Source organism: Thioclava sp. SK-1, from assembly GCF_001705665.1.
Taxonomy (GTDB): Bacteria; Pseudomonadota; Alphaproteobacteria; order Rhodobacterales; family Rhodobacteraceae; genus Thioclava.
On sequence record NZ_MDHA01000046.1, the window covers coordinates 1 to 17,694 of the forward strand.

At 58.4% G+C, this 17,694-nt stretch carries 19 protein-coding genes, 1 tRNA gene and 1 pseudogene; 17 read left to right on the forward strand and 4 right to left on the reverse strand.

What is annotated here, in order from left to right:
* Positions 1–449: pseudogene (locus BFP70_RS20710) on the reverse strand (transposase); the annotation flags it as partial.
* 189 nt (positions 450–638) lie between these two features.
* A complete protein-coding gene (locus BFP70_RS11725; RefSeq protein WP_066011780.1) occupies positions 639–1,142 on the reverse strand; it encodes a helix-turn-helix domain-containing protein in 504 nt (167 codons plus the stop codon).
* Positions 1,143–1,255: 113 nt separating this feature from the next.
* Here BFP70_RS11725 and BFP70_RS11730 point away from each other — a divergent pair, with 113 nt between their 5' ends.
* From BFP70_RS11730 to BFP70_RS11755, 6 genes are all read left to right on the forward strand, one after another.
* Positions 1,256–1,480 carry a hypothetical protein gene (locus BFP70_RS11730; protein WP_066011781.1) on the forward strand — a complete coding sequence of 75 codons (225 nt, stop codon included), beginning with the start codon at positions 1,256–1,258 and terminating at the stop codon, positions 1,478–1,480.
* Entirely contained in the window at positions 1,477–1,683 is a 207-nt protein-coding gene (locus BFP70_RS11735) for a hypothetical protein (protein WP_066011782.1), read from the forward strand. Before BFP70_RS11730 ends, BFP70_RS11735 begins: the two co-directional genes overlap by 4 nt.
* Positions 1,680–2,699 carry a tyrosine-type recombinase/integrase gene (locus tag BFP70_RS11740; RefSeq protein WP_255356687.1) on the forward strand — a complete coding sequence of 340 codons (1,020 nt, stop codon included), beginning with the start codon at positions 1,680–1,682 and terminating at the stop codon, positions 2,697–2,699. Before BFP70_RS11735 ends, BFP70_RS11740 begins: the two co-directional genes overlap by 4 nt.
* 229 nt (positions 2,700–2,928) lie before the next feature.
* The gene (locus tag BFP70_RS11745) at positions 2,929–3,669 is read left to right on the forward strand and encodes a helix-turn-helix domain-containing protein (RefSeq protein WP_066011784.1); all 741 of its coding nucleotides are present in this window, start codon (positions 2,929–2,931) and stop codon (positions 3,667–3,669) included.
* A gap of 118 nt (positions 3,670–3,787) precedes the next feature.
* The gene (locus BFP70_RS11750; RefSeq protein ID WP_066011785.1) at positions 3,788–4,279 is read left to right on the forward strand and encodes a DNA packaging protein; all 492 of its coding nucleotides are present in this window, start codon (positions 3,788–3,790) and stop codon (positions 4,277–4,279) included.
* A complete protein-coding gene (locus BFP70_RS11755) occupies positions 4,269–6,047 on the forward strand; it encodes a phage terminase large subunit family protein (RefSeq protein ID WP_066011786.1) in 1,779 nt (592 codons plus the stop codon). Before BFP70_RS11750 ends, BFP70_RS11755 begins: the two co-directional genes overlap by 11 nt.
* Here BFP70_RS11755 and BFP70_RS21055 read toward each other — a convergent pair.
* The gene (locus tag BFP70_RS21055) at positions 6,044–6,205 is read right to left on the reverse strand and encodes a hypothetical protein (RefSeq protein WP_176715555.1); all 162 of its coding nucleotides are present in this window, start codon (positions 6,203–6,205) and stop codon (positions 6,044–6,046) included. The genes BFP70_RS11755 and BFP70_RS21055 overlap by 4 nt on opposite strands.
* Positions 6,206–6,539: 334 nt before the next feature.
* Here BFP70_RS21055 and BFP70_RS11765 point away from each other — a divergent pair, with 334 nt between their 5' ends.
* The 8 genes from BFP70_RS11765 (at position 6,540) to BFP70_RS11805 (ending at position 12,996) form a co-directional block, all read left to right on the forward strand.
* Positions 6,540–6,938: a hypothetical protein gene (locus BFP70_RS11765; protein ID WP_066011788.1), complete on the forward strand. Its 399-nt coding sequence runs from the start codon at positions 6,540–6,542 to the stop codon at positions 6,936–6,938.
* Between the two features lie 89 nt (positions 6,939–7,027).
* Positions 7,028–7,534 carry a hypothetical protein gene (locus tag BFP70_RS11770; RefSeq protein ID WP_066011789.1) on the forward strand — a complete coding sequence of 169 codons (507 nt, stop codon included), beginning with the start codon at positions 7,028–7,030 and terminating at the stop codon, positions 7,532–7,534.
* 108 nt (positions 7,535–7,642) lie between these two features.
* The gene (locus BFP70_RS11775) at positions 7,643–9,085 is read left to right on the forward strand and encodes a phage portal protein (protein WP_255356688.1); all 1,443 of its coding nucleotides are present in this window, start codon (positions 7,643–7,645) and stop codon (positions 9,083–9,085) included.
* Positions 9,075–10,829, forward strand: coding sequence for a prohead protease/major capsid protein fusion protein (locus BFP70_RS11780; RefSeq protein WP_066011790.1), 1,755 nt, complete (start codon positions 9,075–9,077; stop codon positions 10,827–10,829). The genes BFP70_RS11775 and BFP70_RS11780 overlap by 11 nt, the downstream gene beginning before the upstream one ends.
* The gene (locus tag BFP70_RS11785) at positions 10,826–11,041 is read left to right on the forward strand and encodes a phage head-tail joining protein (protein WP_066011791.1); all 216 of its coding nucleotides are present in this window, start codon (positions 10,826–10,828) and stop codon (positions 11,039–11,041) included. Before BFP70_RS11780 ends, BFP70_RS11785 begins: the two co-directional genes overlap by 4 nt.
* Positions 11,041–11,370, forward strand: coding sequence for a DUF2190 family protein (locus BFP70_RS11790; protein ID WP_066011792.1), 330 nt, complete (start codon positions 11,041–11,043; stop codon positions 11,368–11,370). The genes BFP70_RS11785 and BFP70_RS11790 overlap by 1 nt, the downstream gene beginning before the upstream one ends.
* A 275-nt stretch (positions 11,371–11,645) precedes the next feature.
* A complete protein-coding gene (locus BFP70_RS11800; protein ID WP_141693179.1) occupies positions 11,646–11,960 on the forward strand; it encodes a hypothetical protein in 315 nt (104 codons plus the stop codon).
* Positions 11,947–12,996, forward strand: coding sequence for a tyrosine-type recombinase/integrase (locus BFP70_RS11805; RefSeq protein ID WP_255356689.1), 1,050 nt, complete (start codon positions 11,947–11,949; stop codon positions 12,994–12,996). The genes BFP70_RS11800 and BFP70_RS11805 overlap by 14 nt, the downstream gene beginning before the upstream one ends.
* Before the next feature lie 74 nt (positions 12,997–13,070).
* Here the strand turns inward: BFP70_RS11805 and BFP70_RS11810 are convergent.
* Positions 13,071–13,144 (reverse strand) — tRNA-Cys (locus BFP70_RS11810).
* A 169-nt stretch (positions 13,145–13,313) separates the two neighbouring features.
* Between BFP70_RS11810 and BFP70_RS11815 the strand changes: the two genes are divergently transcribed.
* The 3 genes from BFP70_RS11815 to BFP70_RS11825 all read left to right on the forward strand — a co-directional run bounded on the left by BFP70_RS11815 (position 13,314) and on the right by BFP70_RS11825 (position 16,923).
* The gene (locus BFP70_RS11815; RefSeq protein ID WP_066011795.1) at positions 13,314–13,964 is read left to right on the forward strand and encodes a protein-L-isoaspartate O-methyltransferase; all 651 of its coding nucleotides are present in this window, start codon (positions 13,314–13,316) and stop codon (positions 13,962–13,964) included.
* A gap of 109 nt (positions 13,965–14,073) precedes the next feature.
* A complete protein-coding gene (locus BFP70_RS11820; protein WP_066011796.1) occupies positions 14,074–15,444 on the forward strand; it encodes a TolC family outer membrane protein in 1,371 nt (456 codons plus the stop codon).
* Positions 15,445–15,645: 201 nt separating this feature from the next.
* Positions 15,646–16,923, forward strand: coding sequence for a hypothetical protein (locus BFP70_RS11825; RefSeq protein WP_066011797.1), 1,278 nt, complete (start codon positions 15,646–15,648; stop codon positions 16,921–16,923).
* Positions 16,924–17,694: the final 771 nt, after the last annotated feature.

Genomic DNA, 17,694 nt, shown 5'->3' on the forward strand with positions numbered 1-17,694 from the left:
GCCCAAGCTGAGCCGATGTTGTTCGCGGATATATGCCAGAAGGATCATGTCACGACGCTGGCGATGTGAGGGCGGCCTGCGACGCCACGCCCGTAGCCCACGATCTGAAACCTGCATCAGGCGGCACAGATACGCACGTGAAAGATCTCCGCGATACTCCGCAATGAATTGAAATCTCATTGCTTTTGGCTCGCGAAGAAGATTGCCGCCTTTTTTAACACCTCCCTCTCCTCCCGCAGAATACGGTTCTCTTTGCGCAAGCGCTCATTCTCGCGGCGCAACTCCGCGTCCTCAGCGGCTGTTGGATCGGTCGAGTAATCCCGCATCCACTTGCCCAAGGTCGAAAAACCAACCCCAAGGTCCGACGCAACCTGTCGCCGTGTCAGGCCGCTGTGCGCCGCGATCCGAACCGCTTCGCGCTTGAAATCTTCACTATGCTTGGCTGCCATATCCAGTCTCCTTCAAAGCGAGCATTGCTCACAGAAAACCGGAACGGAAGTGATGCAAGTCCAGGCGATACCCTGTCCAGACGAGGCTACGATGATGGGGAAGCGACGTTGGCAGTCCTGATAGGTCTTGGCATCGTGGAGCCGAACCAAGCCCTACAGCGGTGAACGAGGCCGCCGACCTTCAGCGGCCTAGTCGTCTTTGAACATCGCGTCATAGACGTGTTGAACCTTGGTCAGGTCGACGGGTTCATCTGGCTCACTGAAGGCCATGTAGACATGCGCAAGCTTTCGGACTTCTTCCTGTTTCAGGTTAGGGTGATTGGCACGTAACTTGTCACGTACCTTATCATAATGCTTCAGAAGCGCTTCCGTCATGCTAGGGGGGAATTTCATCGGCTGACCCGTGAATAGTTCAGTCAGATCGCAGTCCGTCTTAACCAGCAGCTCTTTGATGGCCTCGCTGGGTACAGAGCGCTCGCCCTGCTCGTAGAAGCGGTAAGTCCGTAGCGATACACCAATCAGCTTGCCCATCTCGGTCTGAGATAGGTTGAGGTGCTTCCTCAGGCGGAAAAGCCCCTTGTCGATCGCATATAGATCCCGCCTCCGATTCTGCTCGATCTCAAGCATCTCTGCGGCGAGGTCCGAGCCGTCATCTTCGTCGGATGTTGGTTCTGGAAGCTGAAACTTACTCATTCTCACCTCTTTAGGTCCTTTTGTACCTATCATGACTTGACGCATCTATCCATTGCGCCTATTGTATCAATATGGACATAAGTGGGAACATTTGTACCCAATAGGGGAATGTGATGACCTATAATTTCTTGAAGGAATGCATGACACCCGAACAATGGTGTGAAGAACTTCGCGCACAAGATGTCGTGATTTCACCCCGCCGCCTGCGAGCGAAGGCGCGTGAGCGTTGTCAATTCTATCGTCTGGGGCGAGCTATGCTCCTGCATCCTCGTCATCTTGAGGTGATCTTCGGTTTCGATGCTGCGCCATGCAATCGCGAAAACGGCGTAACAAAATGAAGAGCCATCTGATTTTTGCGAAGGAGGCGACTGCGGCAAGGCTTCTGGATATGGGCGTCGAAGAGTTTCGGAACCTTGTGCATAGCGGTCATCTTCCGAAGCCTACCGAGATCGCGCCAGGAGTATCGAGGTGGTCCGCAGATGATATCAAGCGGCTCGGTTCCGGCGACAAAATCGACGGTATGGAGGATGTCGACTGGTGACGCGCAAAAAATACACTTGGCGGCACCCATCAGGACGTTGGTACGTGCGGAAGCAAGGTGTTTATTTTCCGATTGAGGCAGAGGCGGGGACGCCAGAGTTTGACATGCTTTATTGGCAAATTCTGCGCGGTCGGGCGACCGAGGCACGACGCAGTTGGGCGCTTCTGATCGACGAGCTCCGCAAATCTGAAAAGTGGAGGAACTTCTCACCCCGCTACAGGCAAGATCTGGAGCCGGTGCTGCTCTATCTGGGCGAGAGAATTGGTTCAAAAGACGTCAAGCTGTTGAGGCCCGTCCATATCTATCAAGCAATGGATGCGAATCGCAGTCGGACGCGTTTTGCCAACTACATCCCGGTCGCGGTCTCGCTGCTAGCGGAACTCGGAAAGCGTAAGGGATGGCTGGACGAAAACCCGGCGAAAGACATTGAGCGCGCCAAAGTCCCAGAGGAGCGTCGCAAGCCGCATCTTCCGTGGTCTGACGAGGCTGTCGCAAAGATGCGACAACAGAGTGCAGGGCTACCGCGCTTGATCTTTGAGATCGGCTTGGCGACTGTGCAACGCCCCAGCGATTGGCTGCGCTTTACATGGGGGGACTATGACGGAGAAACCCTGCGCATCACGCAGTCAAAGACCGGCGCACGGTTGAAGTTCCCCTGCACAAGGGCGCTTCAAGTTTATCTCGGTGCATTGATCGAGAGCATGGAGGTTGCCCCTCCGTCTGACCAAACAATCATCGCGCGTGAAGACGGCTCTTCACTGACATACCACACCATGGCTCGAGTCATGCGCAACGAGCGCAAGCGTCTCGATATCGAGGAATTTGATCTGCACGGCCTTCGCTACCGTGGTGTGCAAGAGCTCGCACGGGCGGGGTGCTCGGATGATGAGATCGCCAGCTACTCCGGACATTATCAGAAGTCGATGATCGTCAAATATGCCGGGGAAGCCCGAAAGGAAATGAACGCCATCAGGGCGAACCGAAAACGCGACAAGCGCGGAACAAACCGAGCATAAAGCTCGAACATGATACCAGGAGTGATACGCTATTATTAATCAAGCCGCTAAGTGCTTGAAAATATTGGAGGCGAGTAGGAGAATCGAACTCCTGTACACGGATTTGCAATCCATATGATGTCCCTGAAATCACAAGACTTGACTGTAAACGTGCCCCTTTTGTTCATGACGGGAAAACAAGGGCTTACAAACGCCCTGTAAACGTTTTTCCGGCGGTTTGGGGGGCGAAATGACCGCTCAAACACTCAACCGCTTCGAATGGCTGAAAGCCGTGAATCGGGCTGACCTATTGCCCCGTTGCACCAAGGTTGCAGCCGCCTTGGCTGTCGAATTCTACAACGATAAGACCGGACGCCTTGACCCCGGCGTCAACACGCTGGCGGACGCCACGGGGCAGACCGTGGACACCGTGAAGCGCGCTATCCGCGACCTAACGGAAGGGGGGTGGCTGGCGCGCACAGAGGGACGCGGTCGCGGCAATAAGACCGAATACACCCTGCTGTCACCGGGCAAGGTTATCGCCATTTCCAGCACCAGAAAGGGGGCACCCGTGCACCAGACTAAAGGGGGCAGGGATGCACCTTTAACAAAAGAAAAGGGGGCACCGGTGCGCGGAAAAGGGGGCACCGGTGCACTTTCCTATAATGATGCTAAACAAACTCTGAACAAAGGGGGCGCGAACCCCGACCGCTTCCGCCATCATCAATTCACCGGCAATGCTTGGACAGGTCCAGCCGTGGTGCCTGCTACCGAACACGCCGCGCTTGCCGAGTGGGGTCGCTGGCTCAAGGCAGAAGGTTTTCCGGCACTGTCGGAATTCCCGATCAAGGGACAAGGTTCGAAGAAGGGCGGCGAATTCTTTGCCTTTCCGTGGAAGCGGCCACCGACCGACATGGAACGTGCCGATGAAGCACGGGCCTATTTCTCTGCCATGATCGAACCGGAAGGGCTTCGCTATGCTGCGCAGTGACCCCGGAGGCCATGAAAACAAGCCCATCCCCAGCTTTGGGTCCTTCCCGTGTTTCCCCCTTGCGGGTGGGAAACAGCCCGAGGGTTCAGCCGCTGCAAATATTGCTAAGGGGTGAAAAATGAAGATATTTTCGGAACTGCCGCTTGGGAAAGAGCCGCTGCACACGGTGGGTGGAAAAGACCTTTGCGACCTTTTCGAAATCTCACCCGCAGCCCTGACCGACCTGAAGAAGCGCGGGATTGCCGTTCACCTGTCACACGACACTTACGACCTGACCGCCACAACCCGCGCCTATGTCCAGCACCTTCGGGGCATGGCTGCAGGCTGGGGCACCGGGGATCAGGCGGCGAACCTGACCAGCGAGCGGGCGCGGCTTGCCAAAGAACAGGCAGACGCGCAGGCCATCAAGAACGCCAAGCTGCGCGGCGAACTGGTGGAGGCGTCCGAAGTCGAACACACATGGGCAGACGCTCTTCGCCAGCTTCGTGCCCGCGTTATGGCCGTTCCGTCGCGCTTGCGGACCGAATTGCCCGATATTGACCCGCAGACAATCGACGCGATGGACCGGGCCTTGCGGGCTACGCTGACGGAGGCTGGCAATGGAAATTGAACAGGTTCTGTCCAACGCCCTGCGCGCCCTCATCCCGCCGCCGCGTCTTCGGCTGTCCGAGTGGATCGAGTCCGAAGTGGTTCTGCCCGAAGGCGTCAGCGCGCAGCCGGGGCCGGTCCAGCTTTGGCCCTTCCAGCGCGAAATCGCGGATGCCATCGGAGATCCGGCGATTGAACGGGTGACGCTGGTCAAGCCGGTGCGGGTGGGCTTCACCACCCTTTTGACTTCGGCGGTGGCGTCCTTCGTTGCCAACGAACCCGCGCCCATTCTGTGCCTGTTGCCCGCCGAGGCGGATTGCCGGGATTACATGGTGAGCGACGTGGAGCCGATCTTTGCAGCTTCGCCTGCCGTGGCGAAGGCGTTGGCCTATGACCTTGACGGCGATGACCGCAACACGCTCATGTCCCGCCGGTTTCCGGGCGGATCGCTCAAGGTGGTCGCGGCGAAGGCCCCGCGCAACCTGCGCCGCCACAACGTCCGGGTTCTGTTCATGGACGAGGTGGACGGCATGGAGGCGACCTCCGAAGGTTCGCCCATTCTTCTGGCCGAAAAGCGAACGCTGTCCTTTCCTGACCGCAAGATTGTCATGGGCAGCACCCCGGTTCACGAGGAAACCAGCAACGTTTTGCGCGCCTTCGCGGATTCGGACGCCCGAATTTATGAAGTGCCTTGCCCGGAATGCGGGGCCTTTGCCGAAATCCTTTGGGATGCCATCCGGTGGGATGAAGGCAAGCCTGAGACCGCCCGCTGGCAGTGCCCACATTGCGCCGCCGAGATAGCGGAACGCCACAAGCCAAAGATGGTGGCGCAGGGGCAATGGCGCGCGACCCGGCCCGAAGTTCAGGGCCATGCGGGCTTCCAGTTGAACGCCCTGGTATCGCTTCACGCTAACGCCTCTTGGCCGCAGCTGGTCCGCGAATTCCTTTCCGCGAAGAAAGACCCGACCACCTTGCAGACCTTCGTCAACACCATCCTTGGACAAGGCTGGACCGGCGCAGGCGATGAACTGGACGATAGCGAACTGGCGGGCCGCAACGAACCCTTCGGGCTGGACGCCTTGCCCGAAGACGTTCTGACCATCGCCGCCGGGATCGACACCCAACATGACCGATTGGAATGCACCCTAATCGGCTACGCCAAGGACGAAACCGCCTTCATTTTAGGGCACAGGGTCATCTGGGGGCAATGGGACCACCACGAGACATGGGCCGAACTGGATGACCTGCTAAAGACGAAGTGGAAGCATCCGCTTGGCGGTTCTCTGGGCGTGGAAGCCGCCGCAATCGACGCGGGCGACGGTGGCACCATGGAAGCCGTGAAAGCCTTCTGTGCCCCCCGTCAGCGCCGCCGCATCATGGCTATCAAGGGGGTTTCTGGAACCCGGCCCTTTATCGAACCATCACGGGGGCGAAAGACAAAGGGGGCGCGCCTTTGGCTGGTGGGTGTAGACGGGATCAAAACCACCATCTTTGCACGGTTATCGCGGGCTGGGTCCATCCGGTTTTCCGATGACCTGCCGCCGGTGTGGTACGAGCAACTCGCTAGCGAAAGGGAAGTGACGCGGTATGTGCGGGGCCAGCCGCAGCGCCGGTTTGAGCGGGTGCCCGGACGGCGGGCCGAGGCGCTGGATTGCGTGGTTTATGCCATCGCAGCACGGCAGGTAGTGCACGTGAACTTCGAAGAGAGGTACGCACAGTTACGCGCCGGGGGTATTCAGGACCGACCAAAGCCGAAGAACGTCTATCGGTCGAAATTTCTTACTGGTTAGCCATCCCGGCGCAAAGGCTGCTGGAAGGCGTTTAAGGTAGGGTCGCGCTTCTGGCGGCTGGTGCCGGTGCCGATCATCATTTCCACCACGCCCCAAAGAATGGCGAAGCCGAAGAATGCACCGGCGGCGCATGTTATCCAGAACAGGGCTTCAATCATTGGGGCTATTGGGCCGCGAAAGGCGAACGCCAGCGCCGCCGCCGTTCTCTTCGATGAAGACCACACCGGCGGCTTCAAGTGCAGACCGCATCGCACTCTTGTTCGCTTGGGTCGCGCTGACGAAGCCTGTCTCTGCTTCGCAACGCCTGACCGTCGCCACCCCGACACCTGCCCTGTCCGCCAAATCCTGCGCGGACCATCGAACCAATGCCCGTCCAGCCCTTAGCTGTTCTGCGGTGATATTTTTTTTATCAGGTGATAGCATATTGATCTAGCCTAGGTGACATGATAGGAAAGCTATCACATGACTTGAAATTAGACAACGGAGTTTCCCATGACTATCACCCGCCGCGCCACCTTGGTCGCTTTGACCGCAAGCCCGTTAACTATTGCTTCGGTCGCCACGCAAGCCGCACCCGGCGGCGAAGGGCAGACCACGCTTGAAAAAACCTATGTGGAATGGCTGTCCGCGCTGAACGATATTGAAGAAACGCTGATCCTGCATCCGGCGGATAAGCTGACAAAAGCTGATGAAAGCCGCATACTTGGGCCGCTCTATGACCGCGCTGACACGCTTCAAGAGGCGATGATCGCCGCGCCTGTCACCGGACCCCGCGACCTTGCAGTAAAGGTTCTGGTGGTTCTCGCCACGCCCGAGGCGCTGGACGATGACGCAGTTAATCGGATCAAGGCCGATGCCATGCATCTGGTCAATCTAACAGATTTTTCTTGATACACTCTTATTGAGTGTATAAGTGTTGTGGGAGCCTATTCACCAGTCTTGAAAGGTGATTCAGAAACTCTCACGGAAGGAGTGGTCCTGTGAAAACGATTGGCACTGACGAACTTTGCCGCAGCCTTGGCTTCGAGAAGAAGCGGTTGGAACTTGCGTATTCACGTGGGCACCTTGCCCCGCCAGAAGGGGCCATGGTCGGGCGGCGGCGTATGTACACGCTGCACGAGGCGCTTCCCGTCGCAGCGTTCTTTCAGCTTTCGCGGCTGCTACCTGCGGCAGAGGCTGGGCGTCACGCGCGGCGAGTGTTTGAGCTTGGCCGCAGTCCTGCCTTTTTGTGCGTGTTGGATGAAGCGGACACCCAGGAAGAAGATATCATCTCACGTGACGGTCGCCCCGGCACACGGTCAATCGTTATTGGCGACACCTCCGCGCATGTGGTTGCGGCTGACGAATTGGCCGAGTGGCTTGACGAGTCTTACAATCCAGAACCCGCAGTTGTTCTGAGCCTCGATCAGATTCACCGGCAAGTTGCCCGCCTTTACGGCGCGAATTTCCATTTTTGTGAAACCCTCTTGAAACGCGAGGGGGAGTAATCCGGTGGTGAGGTTGGGTGCCATAACCATCGGTAAGGCGGGGGCGTGGTCCACCAAGCGCGCCCCCGCTGCCTATGTTTTCTTGAAACATCATAAAGGAATCCGGTGATGCGCAATCTTAAAGGTGTCTCCTTGTCGCGCATCATCGGCACCGCCGCCCGTGCCTTCCACTTCCCTGCCGCGTCCCACATGGCGCAGGGTGGCACGGGCGGCAATCATCGCCGCAGCCTCGACGCCGCAACCGGCGGGCGGCGTGGCGGTGGCTTGGGCACTTTCGGTCAGATCAATTCAGAGGTAGCGGCTGGACAGTCGCTTGTCGGGAGCCGCGCAGCCTATCAGGCTGTAAATAACCCCTACATTGCCAACGCGGTTGCAAACCTTGTCACCGCCCTTGTCGGAACCGGGCAGCGCCCGAATGTGCGTGGTGTCGAACGGGAACTGCGCCGCCAGCTACATTTTGCGTTCGACCGCTTTTGCGAGACCGCAGACCATGCGGGGCGAACCGACTTTGGCGGGCTTCTGGCGCAGATCGCCCGCGACATGGTGGTGTATGGCGAAGGTCTGGCCGTGATGCACGACACGGCGGACGGGCTGCAAATCCAAGTCATCCCGCCGGATCATTTGGACCCGGCGAAAACCGCAATCCTGCGCGATGGTCGCCAGATTGTGCAGGGGGTGGAATTCGACGCCAGCGGGCAGCGGGTGGCTTATTGGATTTTCCCCGAACGCCCGCATTCGGTTTTTGCTGACCATTCACCTGCCGTCCGGGTGGAGGCGGCGCACGTTCTGCACGTCTTCCATCCGATCGCGCCGGGACAGGTGCGCGGACTGTCTTGGGTAGCACCGGCGGTTGTGACGGCGAATGAACTGAACCAGTGGAAGGACGCCACGCTTGTGGGTGCGAAAATGGCCGCAATGCAGGCGGGTTTCATCACCGATACATCCGACACCGGCGGCGAAGACGAACTGTTCGCAGAACCCACATGGGAACCGGGGGCGCTGACGCGCTTGCCCTTGGGAACTGACGTGAAATTCAGCGCCCCGGACCAGATCAAGGATGCACCCGCCTTGCTGCGCATGACGTTGCAGGAATTGGCCGCTGCGCTTGGGGTGCCGGAATTCCTGCTGTCGGGTGACCTGACCAACGCGAACTATTCCAGCCTCCGGGCGGGATTGATTCCCTTCCGGGCGCGCATCGACCAAGTGCAGCACAACACCCTTGTTCCCCAAGTCTTGCGCCCTGTCTGGCGGCGCTGGCTGGCACTTGAAATCCTTGCGGGCCGCATCGATGCCCCCGCCGATACCCCTTGCGACTGGATCATGCCGCGCCCGCAACAGGTGGACCCGGCGAAGGACTTGGAAGCGACCGAAAAGGCGCTGGCCCTTGGCCTGACCAGCCGCACCAATGCCATCAATGAATTGGGGTGGAATGCGGACGATATTGACGAAGAAATCCAAGCGGACCGCGCCCGCGAAGCCGAATTGGGCCTGACCTTCGCCACCCCGACAACGCAAACGATGAACCCGAAGGAGGGCACCGATGCCGCTTGACGCCACCATGGCCCCGGCCAGCTTCGACCCCGAAGCCCGCACTGTGGAGGCGGTTATCGCCACCACAACCCCCGTCACCCGGCGCGATGCGCGGGGCAGCTTTGCCGAAGTGCTGGACTTCACAACGCTGGACCTGACCAACGCCGCGAACCTTCGCGTTCTGGACAGTCACCGCACCGCCAGCATCCGCGACACCATGGGCACCGTGGAAGCGGTGCGGGTGGAAGGCGACAAGCTGATTGCCAAGCTGAAATTGAGCGCCGCCGATGACGTGGCCCCGGTTCTGCAAAGGATTGCGGACGGCACTATTCGCGGCGTGTCCATCGGATACCGCGTCACGCGCTGGACTGAAAACCAAAGCGGGGGAACCCGCACGCGACGCCCCGCAGAATGGGCACTGACGGAAGTCACCCTGACTTCGAACCCCGCCGATCCGGCGGCAACCCTGCGACACAAAAAGGAGGCCGGTATGGCTGATGATGTGATTGAAACCACCCCGGCGGATGACGCCGAAAAAACCCGCCGCGCCGAAATTCGGTCGCTGGTCCGTTCTGCTGGCCTTGAGCCGCAGATTGCCGATGACCTGATTGACGCTAGGGCGGACCTGACCCGCGCCAAGGCCGAAATCTTCGATGCGCAGCAAAACCGCCAGCGTAGCGCGCCGATCATCCGCAGCCATGCCCCGGCCAACGATGACCCGGTGGTTATCACGCGCCGCCAGACGGACGCAGTGGCGTATCGCATGGCCCCCGGCGAACTGCCCGACGATGCGCGGCAATATGTAAACATGAGCCTGCGCGACATGGCGGTTGAAAGTCTCGCCCGCGAAGGTGTTTCGACACGCGGTATGTCCGCCGATGAAGTATTCACGCGGGCGGCGCACACGTCCAGCGATTTCCCGCTGGTGGTGTCGAACGCTGCGAACAAGGTGGCGCTGGATACCTACAAGGCGGCGGAAAGCCCCCTGAAAACCCTCTGCCGCCAGCGGACGCTTCCGAACTTCAAGGAAAGCAATGCCATCCGCTTGGGTGACATGGGGCGTTTGGAACCGCTGTCCGAAGACGGGGAAATCAAGGCCACGAGCCGCGCCGAAAACGGCGAATCCATGCGCCTGAAAACCTTCGCCCGTGGCCTGACAGTCACCCGCGAACTGCTTATCAACGATGACCTTGGTATGTTGGGCGACATGACCACCGCTCTTGGCGAAGCCGCCGCGCAGACCGAGGCGGACGAACTGGTGAAGCTTCTGACCGGCAACCCGGCAATGTCGGACGGAACCGCTGTATTTGACGAAAGCCGGGGGAACATTACATCCGGACGTCTAGGGGTGCTCACTGCCCTTAGCCCGATTCGAGAGAAGATGCGCACCCGTAAGGGGATAGATGGGAAAACCATTATCGCGGCCGCACCACGGTATGTACTGGTGCCAGCGGGGTTTGAAACCGAAGCCGAAAAGGCCCTAGCTTCCATTCAGCCTAACAAGGCGGATGAAGTAAACCCTTTCGGGGGTAAGCTGTCCTTGCTGGTGGAACCCCGCCTGCCGGACAATTTTTGGTACGTCTTCGCAGATCCGGCCCGATTCGCAGCAATGCAATATGCTTACCTGTCCGCCGCGCAGGGCGTGCAGATCCAGCGGACGGAAGCGTGGGACACCCTTGGTTTGAAATTCCGGGCTTTCCTCGATTTTGGCGCTGGGTGGTTGGACTGGCGCCCCGCCCAGAAAGTTAATGGCGTGGCAGAATGACGCTGGAAGAACTTATCGCGTGCCGGGATAAGCTCCGGCGCGCGCGCTTCAAGGGGATAATGACTGTCACCATCGACGGCGAAACGATCACTTACAAGACGGACGCCCAAATGGCTGCAGGGTTGGCCTCCATCGAGGCGGAAATCTCGAAACTCACACGCGGGCCGCGCCCGCGCACCATCTATCCGCAGGCGACTAAGGGACTGATCTGATGCGTAATTTTGTCCAAACCGGTGACACGATCACCTTCACCAGCCCCGATCCGGTTACCTCCGGGCAGGGCGTTGTCATGAATTCACTGTTCGGGGTGGCCGCAAGCGCCGCATCCGCCGGTGACCCCTTCGAAGCCGCCGTGGTGGGGGTGTTCGAACTGCCGAAGACGGCGGGTGCCATCGAAGCCGGGGCGAAGGTCTACTGGAAGGCCGACACCGCCAACGTGACCACGACCGCAACCGGCAACAAGCTGATTGGCGCGGCGACCGAAGCCGCGGCTGATGCCGCGACCACGGTTCGCGTCCGCCTGAACGGAACGGCAGCGTAGGGCGGGTGTGATGATGCCAGCGGCGAAGGCAATAGTGAAGCAATCGGACCTGACACGCATGTTGAAGGCGTGGAAGGCTGCATGGGACACGCCCCCGGCGGTTCATGTGCAACCTGACGGGACCATTGTTCTGTTGCCTTCGTACGACACCGCCACACCCGCCGAAGCGGAAATGACACCGCGCGAGAAGTGGAAGGCGCGCCATGCCCAAAGACGCTGACAAACTATTCGTTTATCCATTTTCGGCGGGCGTGAGGTTCGACCGCCCGCGCGTGATGACGTGGCCTGTTGACTGGTGGCTTCGTTCTGAAATGCGCCTGCTGGGCCAAAAGCAGGTTAGGGCAGTGGCATTTGATCTGTTCTGCATCGCGCAGGGCGAAGACCCGGTTGGCACCTTGCCGACCGATGAAAGACTTTTAGCAAGGCTGGTGGGCGAGACGCTGGAACAATGGCAGCGGCTCATGTGGCAAGACCTGCACCCGCTCACGGGATGGGAACTGTGTCGGTGCGAAGGTGCCGGGGTCCTGTATTACCACCCGAAGTGCCTTGAAATCGCACAGGAGGCGCATTCAGGCCATGGGGCAGCATGATCTACCGAAAGGCGTTCACCGGGTAAGGCGAAAGGTCAAAGGCGGCTATCGCTGGCACTTCTACGCATGGCGCGGCGGACCGAAATTCTGGACCGACGACAAGCGACACCCGACCGAGAACGAATTCTATCAGGCATTCGCGGAAGCGACGGCACGTCCGCAACCGGCGGACTACATGACGCCGCAGATGGTCGATGACTTCCTGTCTAGTACAGCCATGCCCAAAGGCGAACGATCCCGCGCCGACCTTCGGAAATGGGGGCTACGGTTTGCGGAACACTTCTGGGATGCGCCCGCAGTGATCTTCGAAGAACGCGGTTCGCGTGGTGACGTGAACGCATGGCGGGCACAGTGGAAGCATTCCCCGAAGCAACATGATGCAGCGGGAACCCATGCCGCGCGAATCCTGAATTGGGCGGTGGAGGAAGGCAAGTTGGCCGAACACCATTGCCACAAGCTGCACCGACTGTACGAAGTGGACCGCTCTGAGGTCATCTGGGCACCATCCGACCGCGAAGCATTCAACGCGATTGCGCCCGAATGGGTCCGCCGCATCCTCTGTGTGGCTTGTGAGACAGGCTTGCGTCCCCATGACCTGACCACCCTGACCATCGGTCAAATTGAAGAGACGCCGATGGGAAGGCGGCTCCGCGTCCGAACGAAGAAGCGCGGGCGGCTTGCGCATATCCCAATTACGCCCACGCTTGCAGAAGTCATCGACGCAACCCCGCCGGGGAAAATGTTGATCCTGACGAACGCAACCGGGAACCAGTTGACCACGCATAGGGCTTCGGAGGGCGTCAGACAGTGGCGGGACAAGGCCAAGCTGTCAAAAGACCTTCGGTTGTATGATGCGCGGGGCACAGCCGCCACACGGCTGCTGAATGCGGGCCTGTCTTTGGCCGAAATCGCAAATCACATGGGCTGGTCTGTCCGATACGCGGCGAATGTCATCGAGCACTACGCACGGGTTTCACCGGACGAAACAGACGCCGTTTTGGTCAAACTGGCGCAGGCAAAAGGGGGTGCAGCGTGAACAAAATTGTAAACGTACCTGTAAACGGCGCACAGCGCGTAAAGGGTGGTTTGACGCAAGTCATTGAAAATAAATGGAGGCGAGTAGGAGAATCGAACTCCTGTACACGGATTTGCAATCCGCTGCGTCACCACTCCGCCAACTCGCCGCCGTGTGGTGGGGGCCTGATAATACATCATTTCACGGCTTGCAAGAGGGTCTGTGACTTAAGAAGCGCAATCCTTCAACTCTTGGAAAGGCAAAGCCGCACCATAACTTGCCCGATGCTGCTTTCTGTGGCATGAGGAATTTAGTTCATCCAGACGGAAGAGTTCAAAATGCAAGATTTCGCCACGCGCCGCGTCATGATGGTGGACACGCAGGTTCGTCCCAGTGACGTCACGAAATTCCCGATCATCGAAGCGATGCTGGAAATCGCGCGTGAAGATTTCGTGCCGACCTCTAAGCGCGAAGCTGCCTATATTGGGGAAAACGTGCCGCTGACGCCGGGCCGTGTCCTGCTAGAGCCACGTAATTTCGCCAAGATCCTTGACGCATTGGATCTGCAACCTGTGGATCTGGTGTTGGATATTGGCTGCGGCCTTGGATATTCAGCCGCAGTTATCGCCCATATGACCGAAGCGGTCGTCGCGGTCGAAACTTCGGATATGGCAAAAGACGCAGAGCAAGCCCTGACGCAGGCAGGTGTTGACAATGTGGCAGTGGTCAATGGCGCGCTGATGGATGGCGCGGCGAAACATGGCCCCTATGATGCGATTATCCTGGAAGGTGCGGTCGAAACCATCCCTGACGCGATCTTGGACAGCCTGAAAGACGGCGGTCGAATCGCTGCTTTGTTTATGGAAGGCGTTTTGGGCGTTGCCCGGATTGGCCATAAGGTGAATGGTCAGATCAGCTGGAAAGACATTTTCAATGGCTCTGCTCCGATCCTTCCCGGCTTTGAGAAAACACGCGAATTCTCTCTTTGATCAGGCGGCTTAAGTCGGCTGAAAACTAAGATTTTGGCGTCCGATACGGACATGGGGTAGCCGGACCACAGAATGTTTGGCACCCCCAAAACAACATGAGGGCCGAGGCATGGCGAGCAGGATTTTCAAAACGATGGTGGCCAGCGCGGTCACATGTGCAGCGCTAATGGGGACGACAGGCATCGTTGCGGCAGAGACATTGGCAGATGCACTGATCTCGGCTTACCGCAGTTCGAATTTGCTAGATCAAAACCGGGCAACCGTGCGGGCTGCGGATGAAGACGTGGCAAGCGCAGTCGCGTCATTGCGCCCTGTATTTCAGTTTTCAGCCGGTTATAACTGGGTGGAAAATGACGGCAGCGCGATTTCACGCGGCGCCGAGGCAGGGATATCCGCATCGATGACATTGCTGGATTTCGGTCGCAATCGGATTGCAATCGACATTCAAAAAGAGACGGTTTTGGCCGCGCGTGAATCGCTGCGTGCCGTTGAACAGACGATCTTGCTGGCGGCCATTCAGGCCTATTCTGATGTGAAAAGTGCGCAGCAACAGGTGTCAATCAACCAAAACTCTACCCGGGTTTTAAACGAAGAGCTGAACGCAACACGTGACCGGTTTGATGTGGGAGAAGTGACCCGCACCGATGTGTCACTGGCGGAATCGCAATTGGCAGCCGCACGCGCATCATTGGTTGCGGCGCAAGGGGCGCTGAGCACAGCACGCGAAGATTACAAAGCCGCGACAGGACACTATCCGGTCAATCTGGCTGCGCTGCCCCCGGCACCAAGCTTGCCGAAATCACCAGATGCGGCGCGCAGCACGGCACAGCGCAACCACCCCACGATCAAGCAGCTGCAACATGTCGTCAGCGTTTCGGAATTGGGGATCAAAGCTGCCAAAGCAGCCAAACGACCAGAGCTGGTGGGCTCTGTTGGACTGGACAACAATGAAGGCGGCATTTTGGGCCGCTCGGCGGCGCTCAGCATGACGCAGACGATCTATTCCGGTGGTGCACTTGATTCGGCCTATCGGCAGGCCGTTGCAAACCGCGATGAAAGCCGGTCGTCGCTGCTGCAAGCATCGGTGGAGGTCGCGCAGGCCGTGGCAGAAGCCTATTCCGCCATAGGCGTCTATCGTGCACAGATAAGTGCCTATGCCGAACAGATCCGCGCCGCCGAGATTGCCTATCGTGGTGTACGTGAAGAAGCCACTTTGGGGGCGCGCACAACCTTGGATGTGCTTGATGCCGAACAGGATCTTCTGGATGCACGAGCGGCACGAATTGATACAGAAGCCGATCTGCAGGTAGCGTATTATCAACTTTTATCCGCTATGGGTTTGTTGACGGTGGACAATCTGAAACTGGGCATCCCCACCTATGACCCGGCAGCTTATTATAATGCGGTTCAAAATGCGCCGCTAACCAGCATCCAAGGCAAAAGCCTTGATCGTGTGCTGAAAGCGATCGGGAACAACTAAGCCGGCGGGCCAATGCGCTTGATTTCAGCGCGCAATGGCTTGATGTTTGGATGTGATCGGCACGGGCGCACCACAATGCGCCCGTTCGTGCACTGGGGGTGATGCGGTGATCGTTCGATGTGAACGGTTGCAATGTGACGTATACCCACCGCTATGCGCAGCCTGTGTAGTAGGCCGCTTGCTTCGGTATTTGGAGGTATGATGTCGGAACCCAATAAGATCGAAATCGAGGATGTGTTATCGTCGATACGTCGTCTTGTGTCGCAAGAGCCAACGCCTGCGGCGCCGCCACCGCTTCAGGCGGTGCAGCCCGTTCAGGCAGATGATCCCGCGGCAGACGACGACGCCTGCGACACTGACGACCTGTTGTTGCTGACCCCATCAGATCGGGTAGAGGCAGATACGGCCGATGAGGCCCAGCCCTTGCCAGAAACCGAAGACGATATGACTGCGGGTGATCTGCCCGATATGGCCATTTCGGATGAAGATCTTTCCGCCGACACCCCCGCGCTGGACGATGATTTGTCTCAAGATATATTGTCACCAGCGCCCCTTGTCACGGACGGGGAGACCGAAGATGACGCCCTCAACACCACTGAGATGGTGCACGAACAAGAAGATATCGCCACCGCATCCGCTGACATCTTGGATGAAAACACATTGGATGCAGAGTGGTCTGATCTTCACGCGGCGGAGCCTACCGATGCCACAGATAAAGATGACACATCAGCGCATTCGATCTCGGAGTTAAGCGCGGATCTGCCCGACAGTGACTTCGAACCCGATGAAGGCGACCCGTTTGACATCGCACAAGATACGGCTGCCCCGACATTCGCAGATCATGAGGCGGTTGATGACATTGCAGCGCTGGCGCAAGATTGCCCGGTCGGGCTCTCGGAGGATGCTGCGGTTCCTTCACCTGACCCGATGGCATTGTCCGCAGATCCCGAGGTGCAAGACGTAGACTTGGCTGCCGAAGACCATGACGAAGGTCTTGGGATTGAAGACACAGACTTGGCCGAACCTGCTGAAGGTGCCGCTGATCCGGAGCCTGCGACAATTGAAGCCGACGACGCACTAACCGCACAAGAGGATCCCGACCTGCACGATCAGGCCTGGGTTACCGAGCATAGCACGGATACAGAAGCTGACTGGTCAGAGGCAGAGGCCGAAGAGAATGCGCCACCACGCCGGCTGCATCTTTCGGATGCGTCCCCTGCTGCGCCACATAAAGGTCGCAGCACCACCTATGAAGAGATGCGCGACGATGACGCATGGGAGGACGCAGCAGAGGCGATCTTGGGGGCTAATGCAACCCATGATGGTGAGCAGATTTTCAATGAAGATGCGCTGCGCGAATTGATCGCACAGGTGGTCCGAGAGGAGCTTCAAGGCGTTCTGGGCGAAAAGATCACCCGAAATGTACGCAAGCTTGTCCGCCGGGAAATCCACCGCGCCTTATTAGCACATGAACTGTAACTCAGCCCCCTGATCCTGACCGGTCAGGTGAAAAATATCTGCTGATCCTTTTTGTTGATCAAGTGTCGATTAAGGCCTGCTAAGCGGGGGCATATACCGCTCCAGCGAGGCAGGTCGGCTGGCATGGTTTTATTTTGCGAATGGTCAGGTTCAGAAGGCTCGTGTTGTAACGGCAGTGGTTGTCGCGCTCGACCACTCTGCAATGCAATGTGCAGCCCAATATCGCCAGGCTGCACGGCCATTCGTCAACACTGGCCCATGGCAAGGATCACGTGAAAGACATCAAAGAGCAACAGCACGGTCATCCAAGGCCTTAAACGTTTTATTTTTCGTGAAACTCAGGGCCCAACTTGTGCGCCACTAACAACCGAAATCGTTGCTGTATAAATACAGGCACGTCAATGCCGCCATTTTGTGCCCTAGACGGCAGTCCAATGCACTGTCGTTCATTGCATTCCTACCTACTTCAACACGATCATAGCGGAACTGATGTTATGACGGGCTTACCAAAGGCAACGACAGGCCGGCACGGGATCGTCGAGCAGCCCAACGACGTCTGCAATCCGCGGCGCTGCCACTTCAGCAATCTGCGGGAAAAGCGCATGCTGAATCGTCCCGAGTTTGTCGGAGACCATCAACTTAAGTAAGGATGATGGTTATGACAAAAAGCAAAATGGCAAATCGCTACTCGCCAGAAGTTCGCGCGCGGGCGGTCCGGATGGTGTTTGAACATCAAGGTTCATATGAAACGCAAGCGGGCGCGATAGCGGC

Coding starts and splice junctions, on each gene's coding strand:
- BFP70_RS11725 (WP_066011780.1), bottom strand. CDS start 1,142: ATGAGTAAGTTTCAGCTTCCAGAACCAACATCCGACGAAGATGACGGC.
- BFP70_RS11730 (WP_066011781.1), top strand. CDS start 1,256: ATGACCTATAATTTCTTGAAGGAATGCATGACACCCGAACAATGGTGT.
- BFP70_RS11735 (WP_066011782.1), top strand. CDS start 1,477: ATGAAGAGCCATCTGATTTTTGCGAAGGAGGCGACTGCGGCAAGGCTT.
- BFP70_RS11745 (WP_066011784.1), top strand. CDS start 2,929: ATGACCGCTCAAACACTCAACCGCTTCGAATGGCTGAAAGCCGTGAAT.
- BFP70_RS11750 (WP_066011785.1), top strand. CDS start 3,788: ATGAAGATATTTTCGGAACTGCCGCTTGGGAAAGAGCCGCTGCACACG.
- BFP70_RS11755 (WP_066011786.1), top strand. CDS start 4,269: ATGGAAATTGAACAGGTTCTGTCCAACGCCCTGCGCGCCCTCATCCCG.
- BFP70_RS21055 (WP_176715555.1), bottom strand. CDS start 6,205: ATGATTGAAGCCCTGTTCTGGATAACATGCGCCGCCGGTGCATTCTTC.
- BFP70_RS11765 (WP_066011788.1), top strand. CDS start 6,540: ATGACTATCACCCGCCGCGCCACCTTGGTCGCTTTGACCGCAAGCCCG.
- BFP70_RS11775 (WP_255356688.1), top strand. CDS start 7,643: ATGCGCAATCTTAAAGGTGTCTCCTTGTCGCGCATCATCGGCACCGCC.
- BFP70_RS11780 (WP_066011790.1), top strand. CDS start 9,075: ATGCCGCTTGACGCCACCATGGCCCCGGCCAGCTTCGACCCCGAAGCC.
- BFP70_RS11785 (WP_066011791.1), top strand. CDS start 10,826: ATGACGCTGGAAGAACTTATCGCGTGCCGGGATAAGCTCCGGCGCGCG.
- BFP70_RS11790 (WP_066011792.1), top strand. CDS start 11,041: ATGCGTAATTTTGTCCAAACCGGTGACACGATCACCTTCACCAGCCCC.
- BFP70_RS11800 (WP_141693179.1), top strand. CDS start 11,646: ATGACGTGGCCTGTTGACTGGTGGCTTCGTTCTGAAATGCGCCTGCTG.
- BFP70_RS11805 (WP_255356689.1), top strand. CDS start 11,947: ATGGGGCAGCATGATCTACCGAAAGGCGTTCACCGGGTAAGGCGAAAG.
- BFP70_RS11815 (WP_066011795.1), top strand. CDS start 13,314: ATGCAAGATTTCGCCACGCGCCGCGTCATGATGGTGGACACGCAGGTT.
- BFP70_RS11820 (WP_066011796.1), top strand. CDS start 14,074: ATGGCGAGCAGGATTTTCAAAACGATGGTGGCCAGCGCGGTCACATGT.
- BFP70_RS11825 (WP_066011797.1), top strand. CDS start 15,646: ATGTCGGAACCCAATAAGATCGAAATCGAGGATGTGTTATCGTCGATA.